Here is a 15,298-nt window from a genome sequence, read left to right on the forward strand (position 1 = left end):
TTTATAGCGGTGTTGCTGTTATAAAGGCATTTTTCCTGCGCTATGCATTGATGCTGGTCTTAGCCTAAAAGCTTAAAGCCAAACTTCTTGTAGAAGAAAAGATAAAGCCCCGATACCTAATGGTATCGGGGCTTTTTTTTTACCTAAAATTATGGGGTCAGAGTTAATTTTTTATCAATTAATCTATTGAAAGTATTATCAAAACTAAGCGGGTCGTTTGTCAAAGTTGAATTTAGCAGTACAAATTGTCGCTTTGCTTTAGGGATTAGCATTAATTAACACTGACCCCATTTTTATTATTGCTGGGGAATGTAAATATAGCTGATACTTTTCAATGAGTTTTCGAGCTTGTTTAATGAGTATATAAAACTCCCCTTTCAAATTATTGAACAAAAATTCGCCACATTAGTATTGCTAACCTATAGTTATTCGGCAATTACACTTTATACCTTAGCGTAATGTACAAACGTTCTACTGAAAATTAAAAGGATTTTATTATGAAAACTAAACCTAGCTCTCTCGCTGTAGTGTTAGCAAGCAGCTTGCTTTTAGGGACAGCATCATTTTCTTCTATTGCAGGTAACGGTAATGGTAACGGAAATAGCGAACAACCCTTTCCCGGTGCTAATGGTCAGCCTTTTCAAGCTCTACAAAATCAAATTGATATATTAAGTGCCGATTTAGCAACAGCAGTAGCATTTTTACAAGGTCAAATTGATGAACTTGTCAGTTCACAAGCTGACCAAGATACATTAATTTTGGCGCTTCAAACTGCGCTTGGCGCATTAGAGGCGAGAGTTGAGACAAATGAGAGTGATATTGAAGCTCTAACCCTATGGAACAATATGCAAGACCAGCTAATCGATAATATGTCGGCTCGTATTGATGGACTTGAAGAACGAATTAGCGACAATGAAGACGACATTGCTGCGATAATTTTATCAGATCAAACCATGCAGCAGATGATCCAAGTAATTCAAAGAAACATCTCCATTATTAATCGTAGGATATCTAGCAACGATAGCGATATAGCTTCTTTACAATCTCGTGTTAGTTATCTTAATAGTCAAATTAGCAGGTTATACGTACAGTTAAGGGCTAAGCAAAATAGAATATCTTCTTATTGCGGGGTAGGGTCGTCTATTAGAGTTATTTACCCAAATGGCAGTGTTTTATGCGAAGTCGATACCGTTAGCGCTGGTGTCGGTAGGCTCTCACCAAGATTGGAAGTTAGAAGTGTATCCATGCCCTCATCTATTTTTACTGTTACCAATCGAAGTGTAACAGCGACTTGCCCATCGGGGTATCAATTATCCGGAGGAGGATATACAGTTGCAAATGGTGGATTAGGTGCAGGGATGGTGCGACAAAACAGACCTAGAGGAAACAGTTGGTATATTTGGGCTCAAGCTGATTCAACATTTAGCTCAAGAAACCTCTATGCGTATGCCGTGTGTTTAAGGGTTATTTAATCACATTCACTTAATAATATTACCTGGGGTCAAAGATGACTTATGACCCCACTCAAACAATGAGTTGTGCTATTTAGTGCGGCTAATTTTATCCAAATAACCCATAGCAAATGCTGAAAGTACGAAAGTAATATGAATGAGCAAATACCACATGATTTTGTCGTTTTCGATATTCTCAGCATTCATGAATACTTTCAGTAAATGAATCGACGAAATTGCAACAATAGATGCGGCCACTTTGTTCTTCAATGAGCCTGAATCCATTTTTCCTAGCCAGCTTAGTTTTTCATTATCTTCGCCAACATCTAGTTGGGAGACGAAGTTTTCGTAGCCTGAAAACATTACCATCACTAGCAAGCCACCCACTAATGTAATATCAATAAGTGACAGTGTTACCAGTATTAAATCTACTTCAGCCATTTGGAAAATATTAGGCAGTAGGTGAAAAACCTCTTGAAAGAACTTTATACCTAAAGCCAATAAAACTAAGCTTAAACCTAAATAAATAGGCGCCATGATCCAGCGTGATGCATACATTAACTTTTCAAACACTTTTTCCATGAGACTTAAAACCTTTTAAATAAAAACTTTCGAAACGAATCGACCGATAAGGGGGGTGAATAATAAGAGGTTGAACTTTAGCTTTACCGTTCAGTAGAGGCAAGCTTGATGATGCGCTATCAGCATATTAAATGGCAAAAGAGCGGCTTTAGGTTCATTTTAACCAGCTAATAACGATTTTTCTGCAAGTTAATTTTTACTTCAGATAGCCCTATTACAATAAGCTGAAATAGTCATCCGTTTATTCGTCAACTTTTTAAGGATTTAGCATCATGGCCACGCCTGATACTCGTACAAAAAGTCGCAAACCTATGATTTCAATCATCGTTATTGTGGCCATTATTCTATTATTTGTTGGGCTTATTAATGTGATGCCAAAGGGATTTAAAACAACTCATGAAGAGATTGGCCAGGGAATACCTGCGATGGTGTTTGTGTATGATCCCAACCTTACGGTGAGTAATTCTCAAACTGAGCAGATGAACGCTGCTCGTGCTGAACTGGGTGATGAAGCATTGTTTTTACTCGCAAGAGTTGGCTCACCTGACGGGCAGAAGTTTATGAGTCAGTATCGTGCAGGTTCGGCTGAAATTTTAGTGTTTGATGCTAATGGTGAATTGATTAAACGTCACTATGCCGTGACTGATGCTGGTCAACTTGTGCAATGGTTAACACTCTAAAACAAGTACATGGGCCAGCATTAACTCGACATAAAAAAACCAGCAAATTTGCTGGTTTTTTTATGCGCAACAGAGGCTTATTTATCTTCTTTAAGCCACTGGGCTGCTGTTTTAGCAAAGTAGGTTAAAATGCCATCTGCGCCTGCGCGCTTAAAGCATAGGAGTGATTCCATCACAATGGCTTTTTCAGCTAACCAACCATTTTGAATCGCGGCCATGTGCATGGCGTATTCCCCACTTACTTGATAGGCAAATGTTGGCACGGCTAATTCGGTTTTAACGCGATGCACGATGTCTAGGTATGGCATACCAGGTTTAACCATGACCATGTCAGCCCCTTCTTGAATATCCAGAGCAACTTCGTGTAATGCTTCATCGCTGTTGGCTGGGTCCATTTGGTAGCTATGCTTGTTACCGCCTTTTAAGTTACCTGCCGAGCCGACAGCATCTCTAAATGGGCCGTAATAGTTAGATGAGTATTTGGCTGAGTAAGCCATAATTTGGGTGTTTACATGGCCTGCAGCTTCTAATGCTTTGCGGATCTCGCCAATTCTGCCGTCCATCATGTCTGACGGTGCAACAATGTCTGCCCCAGCTTCCGCATGTGAAAGTGCCTGCTTTACTAGAATGTCAGTGGTGATGTCATTCAAAATATAACCGGTGTCGTCAATGATGCCGTCTTGACCATGGGTAGTGAATGGATCTAATGCTACATCGGTCATAACACCTAGTTGAGGAAACGCTTTTTTTAATTCACGAACAGCTCGTTGTACTAAACCGTCTGGATTATAGGCTTCTTCTGCCATAAGTGACTTTTTGTCGGCAGGTGTAACTGGGAATAGGGCGATTAATGGAATACCTAGCTCAACAAGCTCTGCTGCTTCTTTTAGGAGTAAATCAATCGATAAGCGTTCAACGCCAGGCATTGAAGCTACTTTCTCAACTCTTTGCTCACCTTCAAGAATAAACATTGGGTAGATGAGATCATTCACGGTGAGTTGATTTTCAGACATTAAACGACGACTAAACTCATGTTTACGCATGCGGCGCATTCTACGCTGAGGAAAAGCACTGGTAATAATGTTCACTTTTTACTCCGATTGTTTGTTGTTCTCTAATTCAAGCGTGTATGGACAGACTTTATTCCGTCCTGTTCGCTTAGCTTGATATAAGGCTTTATCAGCTTGAGCGAGTAACATTGTTGGATGTTGATCACTGTCTATTATTGCCACAGATACGCCAATGCTAATTGTTAGTGGAATATCTAAGCTATCCCACTTTATGGCAAGGTTTTCTATGGCTTGACGAATGGTTTCAGCTACTTGAATAGCGCCATGTTCATCAGTATTTGGCAAGATAATAGCAAACTCTTCGCCGCCAAAACGTGACACTAGATCGGTTGGGCGTTTTAAATTGTCAGATAATGTGCGGCCAATAATTTGTAAAGTATGATCGCCCGCTAGATGGCCGTAGCGATCATTAATTTCTTTAAACTTGTCTATATCAAGCATAAGAATCGCCATTGGCGTTTGTTGGCGGCGACTAATTCTGCCTTCTGCTATTAACCTTTTATCAAATACACCACGGTTTTTAACCCCTGTTAGACTATCAACGGTGTTTTGCTGGGTTAGTTTTTGGTTTACTTCGCCGAGCTCTCGTAAGGTGATTTCAAGTTCTAACGTGCGCTCTTGTACCATTTGTTCTAGCCGTTCGTTCGCTTCAGCCTCTGCTTTTAGTGCTTCTTCTCGGGTTTCACGTAAACGTTCCGCTTGTTCCAATGCTTGTTGTTGAATGGCCAGTTTTGCTTTTCGTTCATCGTTGTAACGAATTGCTAATACCGCAGCCATGGTGATGACTTCAATAGTTACCCCTAGCATGATGGGCGTTTGCATGGCTAAACCAATGTCAAATAGGCCAAAATAGATAGCTCCTGAAATCACGCTGCCGAACAATAGAGAAATACGCCCAATGGCATATAAACGTGCATTTTGATGACCTTTTATTGCTTGAATAATTGCAAATATGGTTAAAGCAAGGCACACAATCGTCACTGCTAGCATTAGAATCCATATTGCTAAACCGTAACTAATAAAGGGTAAAATGATGGTTAACATGAAGCACGTTGCCGCCATAAGGCGACAATATTTTAACATGGTGAGGTCAAAGTATTTTAGTTGTAATACTTTTTCGGAAAACATGAGGTTAAACCCTAATATCATCGGGATAATGATAGGGAAAATAACATTTTGCATTTGAGGCCATTCAGGCCAAAGGTATCTAAAGGAAACCCCGTGAACCGTCGACATTAGCACGGTCATCGATAACACATAACCGGTGTAATAGCTGAAGCTAAATGAATTAGACGCTAAGGCAATAAATAAGCTGAATATACCAATCGCCACTAGGGTGCCTATTTGTAAACCATTAAGTAGGTTTTCGGTTTCAATGACTTGGGTTAACTCATTTGACGACCATAACACGAGTGGTAGGTTAGGGTTGCCGTTGGTATTGATATTGAATAAAAATTGATGGTTTTCCCCTGGTGTTAACTCAAAAGGAAATAAAAACGTATTACTTTGTAATGGCCTTTTATTAAACTCATAACTGTCGCCCATTTTGACAGTATTCACTAATTTTCCATCTATTTTATGGTACAAGGTTATGCTGTCTAATAAGGGATTATCTAAAGCGATGATACGGCTAAGATAATCATCGGGAGCGGTAACATTAAAGGTGACCCACATATTACTTGCCCCCAGCAGGCGGGTGTCTTTACTGGTCAAGTTACGCCAAGAGTTGCTTGGAAGGCGTTCTAACGCGGTTAAATTATCAATATTTTGTTGAGTTTGAATCAGTAGCCAATTGTGCAAATCAATACTTGATGAAGTTTGTTTTGAGAGTTCTAGTGTCGGATGACCATAAGTGTTCGCCATACTTGTTGAGGTCAACGGGATGGCGATACACGAAAGCAGTATCAAAATGAAAAACTGTTGACTTAAGTTAACTGAATATATTTTTAGCGGCATAATCCCTTGCTTACAAAATATGGGCAATATTGAAAAAACGACAACTATTGTTATAGCAGTGTTGGGCTAATTCTGCATAATCTTGCTGGCGAAGTGTTGCAATGGATTGAACAATATATGGCAAATATTGTGGTAAGTTTTTACTGGATTTAGGCTTGGGACGCATACTTCTTGGCAGCAAGTAGGGGGCATCGGTTTCAACCATAATGCGGTCATTAGGAATATACTTCACTAGCTCGGCTAATTCTTGGCCGCGTCTTTCATCGCATACCCAACCCGTTATGCCAATATATAAGCCAGCCGCTAAACACTCATCTAGTGCTTGTTTATCACCAGTAAAACAATGTAATACCGCTTTAGGTAGCTGATCTTTATATTGATTAACTAATTGAATGAAGTCAGTGTGAGCATCTCGACAATGCATATAAATGGGCAGGTTGAGTTCGCAAGCGAGTTGTAACTGGGCTTCAAATGCTAACCGTTGTTGGTCTCTTGGTGAAAAGTCACGGTTATAATCTAATCCACATTCCCCAATTGCAACCACACTGTTGTCTTTAACCAATTGCCTGATTGTCTCTGCGCTACTGTCTGTCCATAGGCGCGCGTAATGAGGATGAACACCTACCGTGCAATACAATTGCTGTGCATATTGCTGACACAAGGAGACTGCTTGGCGGCTTTCAGTTAATTCACTACCAATAACAATTAATGGCGAAACCTGTTCTGCCGCCGCCTGAGAAATAATTTCACTGGCATTATCTATTAAGTTGGCACTCAATAGGTTAACGGCAATGTCGATGTGTCGAGTCATGTTGTAGATTACTTTATGCGTTTAACTCGAGTGGTTGAATTACGATCATCGCTGCCGAGTAAAAATGAACTGAACGCCCCTTTTTCAATGAAAATAGTTTGTCCTTTGCTCAGCTTGAAGCGCTTAGTTTCATTTTGCTTCCATACTTGGCCATTGGTCAAGGTAATGACTAATGCGCCGTAGGGATCTTTGTTGACCTTTGCTACTTCAAAATACAGCTTGTCGATTTCATCTACCGCTGTTTTTTGTGTTAACCCAAAAGCCGCTGCAGTATTCGCAACTGGAGCAACTTGCTCAGTTACCACATTGGCTGGGGCCGTCGCGCTTGCTGGGGCTGGGGGCACTTTAGTGGCTGCAGGTGTTTTAGCCACAACTGCAGGAAGCGTTACTGGGACGGCAGTGTTATTTTTGTTGGCATGAGCCACTTTGGCTGCTAGGTCATCAAAGCACATAAGGCGGTCGAGTTTATCTGTTTTAACCGCACAGAGTGAAAGTTGCTGTTCAAGACCTGAGTTGGCGTGTGCAGTGCCTGTTACTGCAATAATTGCGGCGGCAATCCAAGTTAAGCGCATGATTTTTCCTTGTTTTATAAACTGAAATCTGGACAACCTCTATAGGCTTAGGCCACAGGGTTATCCAGTTATCATTAAGTCCCTATAGATGGTTCCGGTTAACTAATCATTAGTGTTTTTATGGGGTGATTAGCTTCCCGATTCAGGGTGTTCGTTTTCTGATTCTTGTTCGTCTTCTTTTGGCGTATACATTTTAGCAGCTAATAACCCACCCTCAAACAACAGCAGCATAGGAATCGCTAACATGGTTTGTGAAATAATATCAGGAGGAGTAAGCAGCATGCCAATAACAAATGCACCGACCACGATGTAAGGGCGCTTTTGGCGTAGCTCAGCAGGGGTAGTGACACCTGCCCAGCAAAGTAATACAACCGCAACGGGGATTTCAAAGGCTAAGCCGAAGGCGAAGAACAGCTTTAAAATAAAGCTCAGATAACTACTGATATCGGTTGCCACTTGCACTCCATCAGGGGCGACGCTGGTAAAGAAACCAAACACCACAGGGAATACAACGTAGTAAGCGAAGGCAATACCTAAATAAAACAATAAAGTACTGCTGGCTAATAAGGGCACTATTAAGCGTTTTTCATGTTTATACAAACCAGGTGCCACAAAGGACCAAATTTGAAATAACACGTAGGGAATGGCCACAAAAAATGACAACACTAAGGTTAATTTAAATGGCGCAAAAAATGGTGCAGCAACGTCAGTTGCAATCATGCTACCTGTTTCAGGTAATGACTGCATTAGAGGCAATGCGACATAGTGGTAGATATCATTTGCCCAGTAAACTGTGGCAATAAATACTAATAAAACACTGCCAATTGCTTTAAGTAATTTGTTACGTAATTCAAGCAAATGACTAATTAGCGGTTGCTGCTGCGACATGAATTATCCGTTTGATTTTGGACTAGAGTTGCTAGTGTCTGTTGATGATGCTTGTGGGTTATCAGATGCTTTTTCTGCCGCAGGGGCAGGTGACTGAGTCGGGTTAACGTCTTCTACCTGATAAGGGCGGTTGACCGACTGAGCAGCAGTTTTTAACTCATCAATAGACTGTTGTAGTTCAGGTGACAAATTAGACAAACCTTTGCTTTCTGCTTTTTTCAAGTCGGCGTGTAGCTGCTCGATTTTTAGCTCTTGCTCAAGTTCATCTTTTACTGAGTTTGCCATGCGTTTAATCGCACGGATCCACCCGGAAATTGAGCGAACTGCTACAGGTAAACGTTCTGGCCCTAATACCACTAGCCCCAGAATACCTATGAGCAGAAGCTCCATGAATCCGATACCGTCAAACATAATAAATTACGCCTGTTCTTTGTCCTTAGACTCTGGCTTTTTTTCTTCAGCCTGTTTGGTTGCGCTTGCAGTGGTATCTTCTAATGATTTTTTCTCATCTTCAGATGCCATGGCATTTTTAAAGCCTTTTACAGCACCACCTAAATCACCACCTAATGAACGAAGTTTTTTCGTTCCGAATAATAAAACTACGATAAGTGCGATAATTAAAAGCTGCCAAATACTGATGCCGCCCATGAGATTTCCTCTTTTCAATAGATAATGGTGTTTTGGTTCATAAATCGACACAACCATTGAGTCGGTTATTGAAATGTATTATGAACCTCTAATAAATTAGTGCTAGCTAAAATTTACGATTTTTTGGCCTAGATCTCCATCCAGCTATCCACAGTATTACCCCTGAGGCGATACTGATATAAGCGGGCCATAGTGTATCGTTTTGATTAATTAATATTGTGCCACAGATCAACAATACGGCGGAAGTGATAAGTAAATAGTTACTTTTGTGTGATTTTTGTTGATAGCGCAAGTATTTATCTAGCATTTGCTGTTGCGTACCCAGCAGTTTTCGACCCACTTTTAAGTTGTCGTAAATTAACTCTGGTAACTCGGGCAGCATATCTGCCCAATAAGGAGCGTTAGTTTTAGCCTTTTTCAACATGGCTTTAGGGCCAACTTGCTCTGACATCCAATTTTCTAAAAATGGTTTTGCGGTTTGCCATAAGTCTAATTGTGGATAAAGTTGACGTCCCAGCCCTTCAATGTAGAGCAAGGTTTTTTCAAGTAACACCAACTGAGGCTGCACCACAATATCAAATCGACGTGCGGTTCTGAAAAGCTCTAGTAAAACATGGCCAAACGAGATTTCATCGAGAGGTTTATTAAACATAGGCTCGCAGACTACTTTCACGGCTTGTTCAAATGCCAATACGTCGGTGTTTTCAGATACCCAGCCAGACTCAATATAGAGTTGCGCAATACGGTGATAGTCGCGATTGAAAAACGCTAAAAAGTTTTCCGCAAGATAGCGTTTATCGACCTCGGTGAGGGTGCCCATAATGCCGCAATCTAGGCCAATATAGTGAGGGTTGTCAGGGTTTTCAGTGCTGATGAAAATATTACCGGGGTGCATGTCAGCATGAAAAAAGTTGTCTCTAAATACCTGGGTGAAAAACAGCTCTACGCCTCTTTCAGCCAGTAATTTAAAGTTAGTGCCTTGGGCGCGAAGTTGCTCGGTATCGGAGACCGGAATGCCGTAAATGCGCTCCATAACCATTAAGCGCTGGTAGCTGTGTTCTTCATAAATATACGGCACATACAAAGCATCAGAATCTAAGAAATTGTTACGCAGCTTAATGGCATTTAATGCCTCAAGTTTTAGGTTTAATTCGCCTAAAATGGTGGTGCGGTAATCATCAATCACCTCAGCTGGGCGAAGCCTGTTGCCTTCACCAAGCAGTTTTTCTAGCAAATTAGCCGCTTGCACCATTAACGCTAAGTCGGCATTGATCATCCCCTCTACGTTGGGTCTTAATACCTTAAGAACAACTTCTTTACCGTTAGATTTTAAGGTAGCCGTATGGACTTGAGAAATAGACGCACTGGCTAGCGGCGTATCATCAAAGTGATCAAAATAGGTTTCAATACTTGCGCCAAGCTCAGCTTCAATCGCGCTGCGGGCTAGGGCTGAGTCAAATGGAGGGACTCTATCTTGTAGCATAGCTAACTGATATGCCCATTCATCGTCAAGTAAGTCGCGGCGAGTTGACAGCATTTGACCAAGCTTAATATACACTGGCCCCAGCTCTTGCATGGCAAGCTTTAAACGCTCAGCTGGCCCTTTGTCTTTATGGCGATTACGCAGCCAAAAGAAGCTGGCTCGGATCAGTTTGAAGTACCATGGCGATTTGTTTTTTAAGATAAGGTCATCAAGGCCGAAATGCAGAACGGTTTTAATGACATGGTAACCACGCTTGATACTCGCTATTGTCATGACGTCAAAGTGTCTCTTAATTGGGCTATACGCTGTTCGATCTGGTCGGTTTGCGTAACAAGTTGCTCTAGATTATCACGAAAATGAATATATTCGATCTTATGGGGCGCTAATCGATACTCTTCAGTGGTTAATTGGCTAAGGTGCGACAAGGTTTTATTAAACACTGTGCTAAGCTCTTGGCCCAATAGCTGAGATGTTGAGACCACTTTATGGGTTAAACCATCACCAATATAACGAGACAGAGGTTCTTCAAGGTCAAACTCTATATGTTGCATAAAGTGGCTAAAGGTCTGCAATAATTGCAAATCACCTTCAATACTAAGTTTATCTTGTTTGATCAGCTCTGTAAGGTTCGCCCCTTCCTTTAATTGATAAAGGGTTGAGGCATCCGCTTTAACGGTAACATGGGTGTCACCTTCAAAGCGGCTCATCACCTGAATTTGTTTGGCAAATATTAAGTATATTGGCCAAGACAATTGGCTTAATTCAATGCAAAACACTTTGCCGTGTAAGTTTTTTAAACGTGCGTACTCTTGCTGGGCAGAGGCGGGCAGTTTAGTTAATCCTGTTTCAATGGCTGCACAGGTTAACAAAGCAAAATGGTTGACTGTCATTAGAATTTGAAGCCTCGGTGCAGTGCCACAACGCCATCGGTCATGTTGGTGTAATCCACTTGCTCAAAGCCAGCGTCAACCATCATTTGCTTCAAGGTGTCTTGGTCAGGGTGCATACGAATTGACTCGGCTAAGTATTCATAGCTGTCAGCATCTTGGGTAATTAATGCGCCCATTTTAGGTAATACTTTGAAGCTGTACATGTCGTACACTTTACGCATGACTTCATGCTGTGGCTTTGAAAACTCTAACACTAATAACTTGCCACCTGGTTTTAGCACGCGCTGCATTGAACGTAGTGCAGCATCTTTGTCGGTTACGTTACGTAAACCAAATGCAATGGTAATAATGTCGAAGTGGTTATCAGGGAAAGGTAAGGCTTCAGCATTGGCTTGTACATAGTTAACGTTGCTAACAATGCCTTTATCACGCAGTTTTGTTCTGCCAACTTTTAGCATTGAGTCGTTAATGTCTGCTAAAACCACTTGGCCAGTATCGCCCACTAAGCGAGAGAATTTAGCGGTTAAGTCACCGGTACCACCTGCTAGATCAAGTACTTTCATCCCCGGGCGTGCTGCGGCCACTTCAATAGTATGGCGCTTCCAAAGACGGTGAATACCAAAAGACATCACATCGTTCATGATGTCGTATTTTGCTGCAACAGAATGAAATACATCCGCCACTAGATCCGCTTTTTTCTCAGCTTCAACGGTTTTGTAACCAAAGTGGGTGTTTTTTTGATCGCCCTCAGACATGGGTATATTCCTATAATGTGCGTAAAATAACGGTCAGTTTATGCTATTACTGCTAATTGCAACATCTCTGATATAGCAGAGTGTGATAACAATCAAATGCTTAAATTAAATAACCTGAGCTGCGCATAATAACTTGCTTTCTAGAGCCTATTTTTACTGATAACTGCGTTAAATTTGTTTGCAATAGGCTAGCTATTGACGCACAAATTTGCCTTGTTCTAAGCAAAAATACCTCTCTAGAAATGTATTTTAAAGTAAAAACTAAATGAATCAGTATATTAGCTAATCTCTTATTCGCAACTCAGGTTAAATACGAAAGTAATGGCATTTTGATCATCTCTAATCACTGACTTGATACTTAGCCATTTTGTGGCTAATTTTGCCCCGCATTAGAGCATAAATCTTCAGTAAAAAGCTACCGTGTTGAGCCTGATTCGTCTGCTCAGGTGATAACTCAGGATAAACTGGGGAGTCTGCCCTGCAGGTAGCTATAAATAAGTTCACTTACTGCTTGCCCTACATCTCTTTGGCCTGCCTCTACTCCTGCTTCATGACACTGAGGAGCTGCTTCAGCAATGTGCAGGTAGGCACATTGGCATTGTTTGGCAACCGTATAAATATAGTGGCACGCATCTAACAAGGGGATACCGGCGAAGGTGGAGGCGCTACTGGGCATTTTACTAATGGCGTCAACATCTAGCTCTAATGCGACGGGTAACCCCGTGTTATTTAACATCGGGCAAATTTGTTCAAGGGCTTGGGTTAAGCTGAGTTCTCTACGTATCCAGATTTGTTGCAAACTATGCCAGCTAGCACCAAATAAGCTAAGTTGCTCTAAGGTGGCTTCACTGTTTTTAAGCTCATGTAACCCAAGAATATGGTAATGACTTAACGCGCCATTGGCTGCAGCATAGCTAAATCCGTTGCCGCTATGGCGTCCTTCTCGGGGCCTGAAATCACTGTGAGGGTCAAGATTTATGCCTGCAAGTGGCTGATTAAATACTTGTTTTGCTGCGGTCAGCAAACCATAGGCGTTATTGTGTCCTCCACCAATAACAATGGGCTCTAATCCTGCTGCAAATATGTGGCTAATAACCTCAATAACCTGCTCGTCTAACTGTGCAGTGGCTTGGCGTAATGCGGTAAGAGAACTCGCTTCATTAACCGTTTTAAGGCATTGTTCTAATGTGATTTGACCAAGAATAATAATTTGCTCACCGGATAAGAATCGGTTCGACTGTAAGTTAATAAATTGACTGATGGCACTATTAAAAGCATCGTTAGCACCTCCTCTGCCTAAGTTTGCCCGCGGACCAATGTCTTCACTAATACCTACAATGGCAAACTTAGCCCCGCGCAGCGCAGCCTGTTTTAGCGCCGAGCATAATGATTCACTATCGGTAGTGTTAGCGGGTAAAAGGGAGACTTTTTCACCAATTTTGGTTTCACCTTGGCGGCAATGTAATAGGTTTTTTAACTCAGCCTGTTGTAATTGAGTAAACATTTTAAATCTCGTTAACTGACATTAAAGACAAAAAAAGCCAGCATGGCTGGCTTTTAATTTATTCTACAATCAAAAATCTAACGCTGTTAGCAAGTATTTTAACAAGCTAGAGTGAGCAGCTTTTTATGACGATTAGTAACATTAGTGATTGAGCATTTAGTCAATATCTAATGGTTCAGGTGATAAAATCACCCCAGTGTTATCCGCATAAATATGGTCGCCTGGTAAGAAGGTAACCCCACCAAAATTTACTGGAATTTCTAATTCGCCCACACTGTTGCCGTCTGCACCCACGGGAATTGAAGCAATAGCTTGAATACCAATATCCAGTTCTTCTAGTGCATCAACGTCACGCACTGTGCCATAAACAATAATACCTTCCCAGTTATTGGCTACCGCAAGCTCCGCTATGCTGGCATCGACTAATGCGCGACGTAATGAACCACCGCCGTCAACTAGCAATACCTTTCCTTCTCCGTCGTCTTGCAGTACTTCTGTAATCAAACCGTTGTCTTCAAAACATTTTACGGTGCTGATTGAGCCTCCAAATGAGCTGCAGCCACCATAATTACTGAACATAGGTTCGACAACGTCGACCACATCGATATACATGTCGCATAGTTCTGAGGTGTTGTATTCCATAGAAAACTCCTAGTGGCTGCCAAAGCGAGCTGATTGAACAGGTTAAATTGCTAATAAAGCAAAGTTAAATGAATTATATGGGGTTTTTAAGAAATTAAAAGCGTTATTCGTCACGTCATTGTTGCAAATCAAGTATAAATGATAATACAATGTATAAAACACAGTATTTATTTTTGAGAACAATGGCCGTTTAATAGCATTTAGTGGTCGATGATTCCACAAACGTTCGTCCGTTTACTGTGTCATCTATATTTAACTAAGCAGTTGTAATGTCGCTAGCTGAATAGTTGTTTTATTTGCTTTAGAGGCACGGATCCCTCATAACGCTGACGGATGGCAGAGAGCCTGAAGAAGAGGTTCTTATGGAAAGTATTAATATGATTGAAATTTTGGGTTATGTTGCATCTGTTATGGTCGCTATTTCATTAATGATGAAAGACATCATTTTACTGAGATGGTTAAACTTTGTCGGTTGTGCTTTGTTTGCTGCTTACGGTTATGCCATTGATGCCTGGCCGGTTGCAGGTATGAATGCCTTTGTTGCTGGGATTAATATTTATCATTTAGTGAAAATTTATCGCAGTAAAAATGCCGAGACTCCAGTTGCTGAAGCAGTAAGTTAATATTTTCTGTCAGCCGTAATACCTAAATAGAGGATGCCATTGGTATCCTCTTTTTTGTTTCTTCAAGTATTTGCCATTGTTTCCTTGCTAAAGTGATTTCGTACAGTGAAGGTTATTACGTTGTTTGTGTCATAAATTCTTCGATTATCTGTCACTTTACAGTCATTGGTATTGGTTAAATTGCCATTATAGGAATTCTGTTAGTAGGAGTGGCAATGAACTTAATAACCAAAGCAGATCAATACCTGTTTTATGCCATTGTGGATTTTACCCGCAAGCAAGATTTATCAACGGCAGCATTAAAGGTATCAGCAACTGGTGATGGGCACTTTTATGTGTATTTATCCGTGGCGCTGTTGTTTCTAAATCACCAAGGTCAGCATTTTTTTAATTTATTATTGCTGGGTTTTGTCATCGAACTGCCGTTGTATCTATTGTTAAAAAATGCCATTCGCCGTCAAAGGCCTTGTTTTGCACTCGTGGGATTTAACCGACATTTCGAACCCTCTGATAAATTTAGTTTACCGTCTGGTCATACCGCAGGGGCATTTATCTTTGCCTGTGTTGTTCATAGTTGTTTTCCTGTACTTGCCCCAGTGACGTATTTGTGGGCATTCACGGTGGGCTTATCTCGCATTGCATTAGGGGTACATTATCCGTTGGATATTTCGGCTGGAATGGGGCTAGGGATTGGCTCAATGGTGTTAGTTGAACGCATTATTTAACCATTATAAGGGTTGGTA

At 41.1% G+C, this 15,298-nt stretch carries 17 protein-coding genes; 4 read left to right on the forward strand and 13 right to left on the reverse strand.

The annotated features are described in order from the left end of the window. The first annotated feature begins 497 nt into the window (after positions 1 to 497). Complete coding sequence (locus L2672_RS05430; RefSeq protein WP_248994818.1) at positions 498 to 1,472, forward strand: coiled-coil domain-containing protein; 975 nt, start codon at positions 498 to 500, stop codon at positions 1,470 to 1,472. A 69-nt stretch (positions 1,473 to 1,541) separates the two neighbouring features. Here L2672_RS05430 and L2672_RS05435 read toward each other — a convergent pair whose 3' ends face one another. Then, positions 1,542 to 2,033 carry a TIGR00645 family protein gene (locus L2672_RS05435; protein WP_248994819.1) on the reverse strand — a complete coding sequence of 164 codons (492 nt, stop codon included), beginning with the start codon at positions 2,031 to 2,033 and terminating at the stop codon, positions 1,542 to 1,544. A gap of 272 nt (positions 2,034 to 2,305) precedes the next feature. Here L2672_RS05435 and L2672_RS05440 point away from each other — a divergent pair, with 272 nt between their 5' ends. Then, the gene (locus tag L2672_RS05440; protein WP_248994820.1) at positions 2,306 to 2,713 is read left to right on the forward strand and encodes a hypothetical protein; all 408 of its coding nucleotides are present in this window, start codon (positions 2,306 to 2,308) and stop codon (positions 2,711 to 2,713) included. Between the two features lie 77 nt (positions 2,714 to 2,790). Here L2672_RS05440 and hemB read toward each other — a convergent pair whose 3' ends face one another. The 12 genes from hemB to rraA all read right to left on the reverse strand — a co-directional run bounded on the left by hemB (position 2,791) and on the right by rraA (position 13,932). After that, on the reverse strand, positions 2,791 to 3,801 hold the full coding sequence (hemB, locus tag L2672_RS05445; RefSeq protein ID WP_248994821.1) for a porphobilinogen synthase: 1,011 nt from the start codon (positions 3,799 to 3,801) through the stop codon (positions 2,791 to 2,793). Positions 3,802 to 3,804: 3 nt separating this feature from the next. Then, entirely contained in the window at positions 3,805 to 5,739 is a 1,935-nt protein-coding gene (locus L2672_RS05450; RefSeq protein WP_248994822.1) for a sensor domain-containing diguanylate cyclase, read from the reverse strand. A gap of 10 nt (positions 5,740 to 5,749) precedes the next feature. Continuing rightward, positions 5,750 to 6,550 carry a TatD family hydrolase gene (locus L2672_RS05455; protein WP_248994823.1) on the reverse strand — a complete coding sequence of 267 codons (801 nt, stop codon included), beginning with the start codon at positions 6,548 to 6,550 and terminating at the stop codon, positions 5,750 to 5,752. A gap of 8 nt (positions 6,551 to 6,558) precedes the next feature. Then, positions 6,559 to 7,122 carry a hypothetical protein gene (locus L2672_RS05460; protein ID WP_248994824.1) on the reverse strand — a complete coding sequence of 188 codons (564 nt, stop codon included), beginning with the start codon at positions 7,120 to 7,122 and terminating at the stop codon, positions 6,559 to 6,561. Positions 7,123 to 7,251: 129 nt separating this feature from the next. Beyond that, on the reverse strand, positions 7,252 to 8,010 hold the full coding sequence (tatC, locus tag L2672_RS05465) for a twin-arginine translocase subunit TatC (RefSeq protein WP_248994825.1): 759 nt from the start codon (positions 8,008 to 8,010) through the stop codon (positions 7,252 to 7,254). A gap of 3 nt (positions 8,011 to 8,013) precedes the next feature. Continuing rightward, positions 8,014 to 8,421 (reverse strand): Sec-independent protein translocase protein TatB, encoded by a 408-nt coding sequence (gene tatB, locus L2672_RS05470; protein WP_248994826.1) that lies wholly within the window; start codon positions 8,419 to 8,421, stop codon positions 8,014 to 8,016. A gap of 6 nt (positions 8,422 to 8,427) precedes the next feature. Next, positions 8,428 to 8,658: a Sec-independent protein translocase subunit TatA gene (gene tatA, locus L2672_RS05475; protein WP_248994827.1), complete on the reverse strand. Its 231-nt coding sequence runs from the start codon at positions 8,656 to 8,658 to the stop codon at positions 8,428 to 8,430. A 106-nt stretch (positions 8,659 to 8,764) separates the two neighbouring features. Then, positions 8,765 to 10,414 carry a ubiquinone biosynthesis regulatory protein kinase UbiB gene (gene ubiB, locus L2672_RS05480; protein WP_248994828.1) on the reverse strand — a complete coding sequence of 550 codons (1,650 nt, stop codon included), beginning with the start codon at positions 10,412 to 10,414 and terminating at the stop codon, positions 8,765 to 8,767. After that, positions 10,411 to 11,031 (reverse strand): ubiquinone biosynthesis accessory factor UbiJ, encoded by a 621-nt coding sequence (locus L2672_RS05485; protein WP_248994829.1) that lies wholly within the window; start codon positions 11,029 to 11,031, stop codon positions 10,411 to 10,413. Before L2672_RS05485 ends, ubiB begins: the two co-directional genes overlap by 4 nt. Further along, entirely contained in the window at positions 11,031 to 11,786 is a 756-nt protein-coding gene (gene ubiE, locus L2672_RS05490) for a bifunctional demethylmenaquinone methyltransferase/2-methoxy-6-polyprenyl-1,4-benzoquinol methylase UbiE (RefSeq protein WP_248994830.1), read from the reverse strand. The genes L2672_RS05485 and ubiE overlap by 1 nt, the downstream gene beginning before the upstream one ends. 454 nt (positions 11,787 to 12,240) lie before the next feature. After that, the gene (locus L2672_RS05495; RefSeq protein WP_248994831.1) at positions 12,241 to 13,290 is read right to left on the reverse strand and encodes a formimidoylglutamase; all 1,050 of its coding nucleotides are present in this window, start codon (positions 13,288 to 13,290) and stop codon (positions 12,241 to 12,243) included. A 156-nt stretch (positions 13,291 to 13,446) separates the two neighbouring features. Further along, positions 13,447 to 13,932, reverse strand: coding sequence for a ribonuclease E activity regulator RraA (gene rraA, locus L2672_RS05500; RefSeq protein ID WP_248994832.1), 486 nt, complete (start codon positions 13,930 to 13,932; stop codon positions 13,447 to 13,449). Between the two features lie 362 nt (positions 13,933 to 14,294). On the opposite strand from rraA, the gene L2672_RS05505 reads away from it, so the two are divergent. Continuing rightward, a complete protein-coding gene (locus L2672_RS05505) occupies positions 14,295 to 14,555 on the forward strand; it encodes a uroporphyrinogen decarboxylase (RefSeq protein WP_248994833.1) in 261 nt (86 codons plus the stop codon). Positions 14,556 to 14,770: 215 nt separating this feature from the next. After that, on the forward strand, positions 14,771 to 15,280 hold the full coding sequence (locus L2672_RS05510) for a phosphatase PAP2 family protein (RefSeq protein WP_248994834.1): 510 nt from the start codon (positions 14,771 to 14,773) through the stop codon (positions 15,278 to 15,280). Positions 15,281 to 15,298: the final 18 nt, after the last annotated feature.

The sequence above is a fragment of the Shewanella gaetbuli genome (assembly GCF_023284065.1).
Classification (GTDB): Bacteria; Pseudomonadota; Gammaproteobacteria; order Enterobacterales; family Shewanellaceae; genus Shewanella; species Shewanella gaetbuli.

Coding starts and splice junctions, on each gene's coding strand:
- L2672_RS05430 (WP_248994818.1), top strand. CDS start 498: ATGAAAACTAAACCTAGCTCTCTCGCTGTAGTGTTAGCAAGCAGCTTG.
- L2672_RS05435 (WP_248994819.1), bottom strand. CDS start 2,033: ATGGAAAAAGTGTTTGAAAAGTTAATGTATGCATCACGCTGGATCATG.
- L2672_RS05440 (WP_248994820.1), top strand. CDS start 2,306: ATGGCCACGCCTGATACTCGTACAAAAAGTCGCAAACCTATGATTTCA.
- L2672_RS05450 (WP_248994822.1), bottom strand. CDS start 5,739: ATGCCGCTAAAAATATATTCAGTTAACTTAAGTCAACAGTTTTTCATT.
- L2672_RS05455 (WP_248994823.1), bottom strand. CDS start 6,550: ATGACTCGACACATCGACATTGCCGTTAACCTATTGAGTGCCAACTTA.
- L2672_RS05460 (WP_248994824.1), bottom strand. CDS start 7,122: ATGCGCTTAACTTGGATTGCCGCCGCAATTATTGCAGTAACAGGCACT.
- tatC (WP_248994825.1), bottom strand. CDS start 8,010: ATGTCGCAGCAGCAACCGCTAATTAGTCATTTGCTTGAATTACGTAAC.
- tatB (WP_248994826.1), bottom strand. CDS start 8,421: ATGTTTGACGGTATCGGATTCATGGAGCTTCTGCTCATAGGTATTCTG.
- tatA (WP_248994827.1), bottom strand. CDS start 8,658: ATGGGCGGCATCAGTATTTGGCAGCTTTTAATTATCGCACTTATCGTA.
- ubiB (WP_248994828.1), bottom strand. CDS start 10,414: ATGACAATAGCGAGTATCAAGCGTGGTTACCATGTCATTAAAACCGTT.
- L2672_RS05485 (WP_248994829.1), bottom strand. CDS start 11,031: ATGACAGTCAACCATTTTGCTTTGTTAACCTGTGCAGCCATTGAAACA.
- ubiE (WP_248994830.1), bottom strand. CDS start 11,786: ATGTCTGAGGGCGATCAAAAAAACACCCACTTTGGTTACAAAACCGTT.
- L2672_RS05495 (WP_248994831.1), bottom strand. CDS start 13,290: ATGTTTACTCAATTACAACAGGCTGAGTTAAAAAACCTATTACATTGC.
- rraA (WP_248994832.1), bottom strand. CDS start 13,932: ATGGAATACAACACCTCAGAACTATGCGACATGTATATCGATGTGGTC.
- L2672_RS05505 (WP_248994833.1), top strand. CDS start 14,295: ATGGAAAGTATTAATATGATTGAAATTTTGGGTTATGTTGCATCTGTT.
- L2672_RS05510 (WP_248994834.1), top strand. CDS start 14,771: ATGAACTTAATAACCAAAGCAGATCAATACCTGTTTTATGCCATTGTG.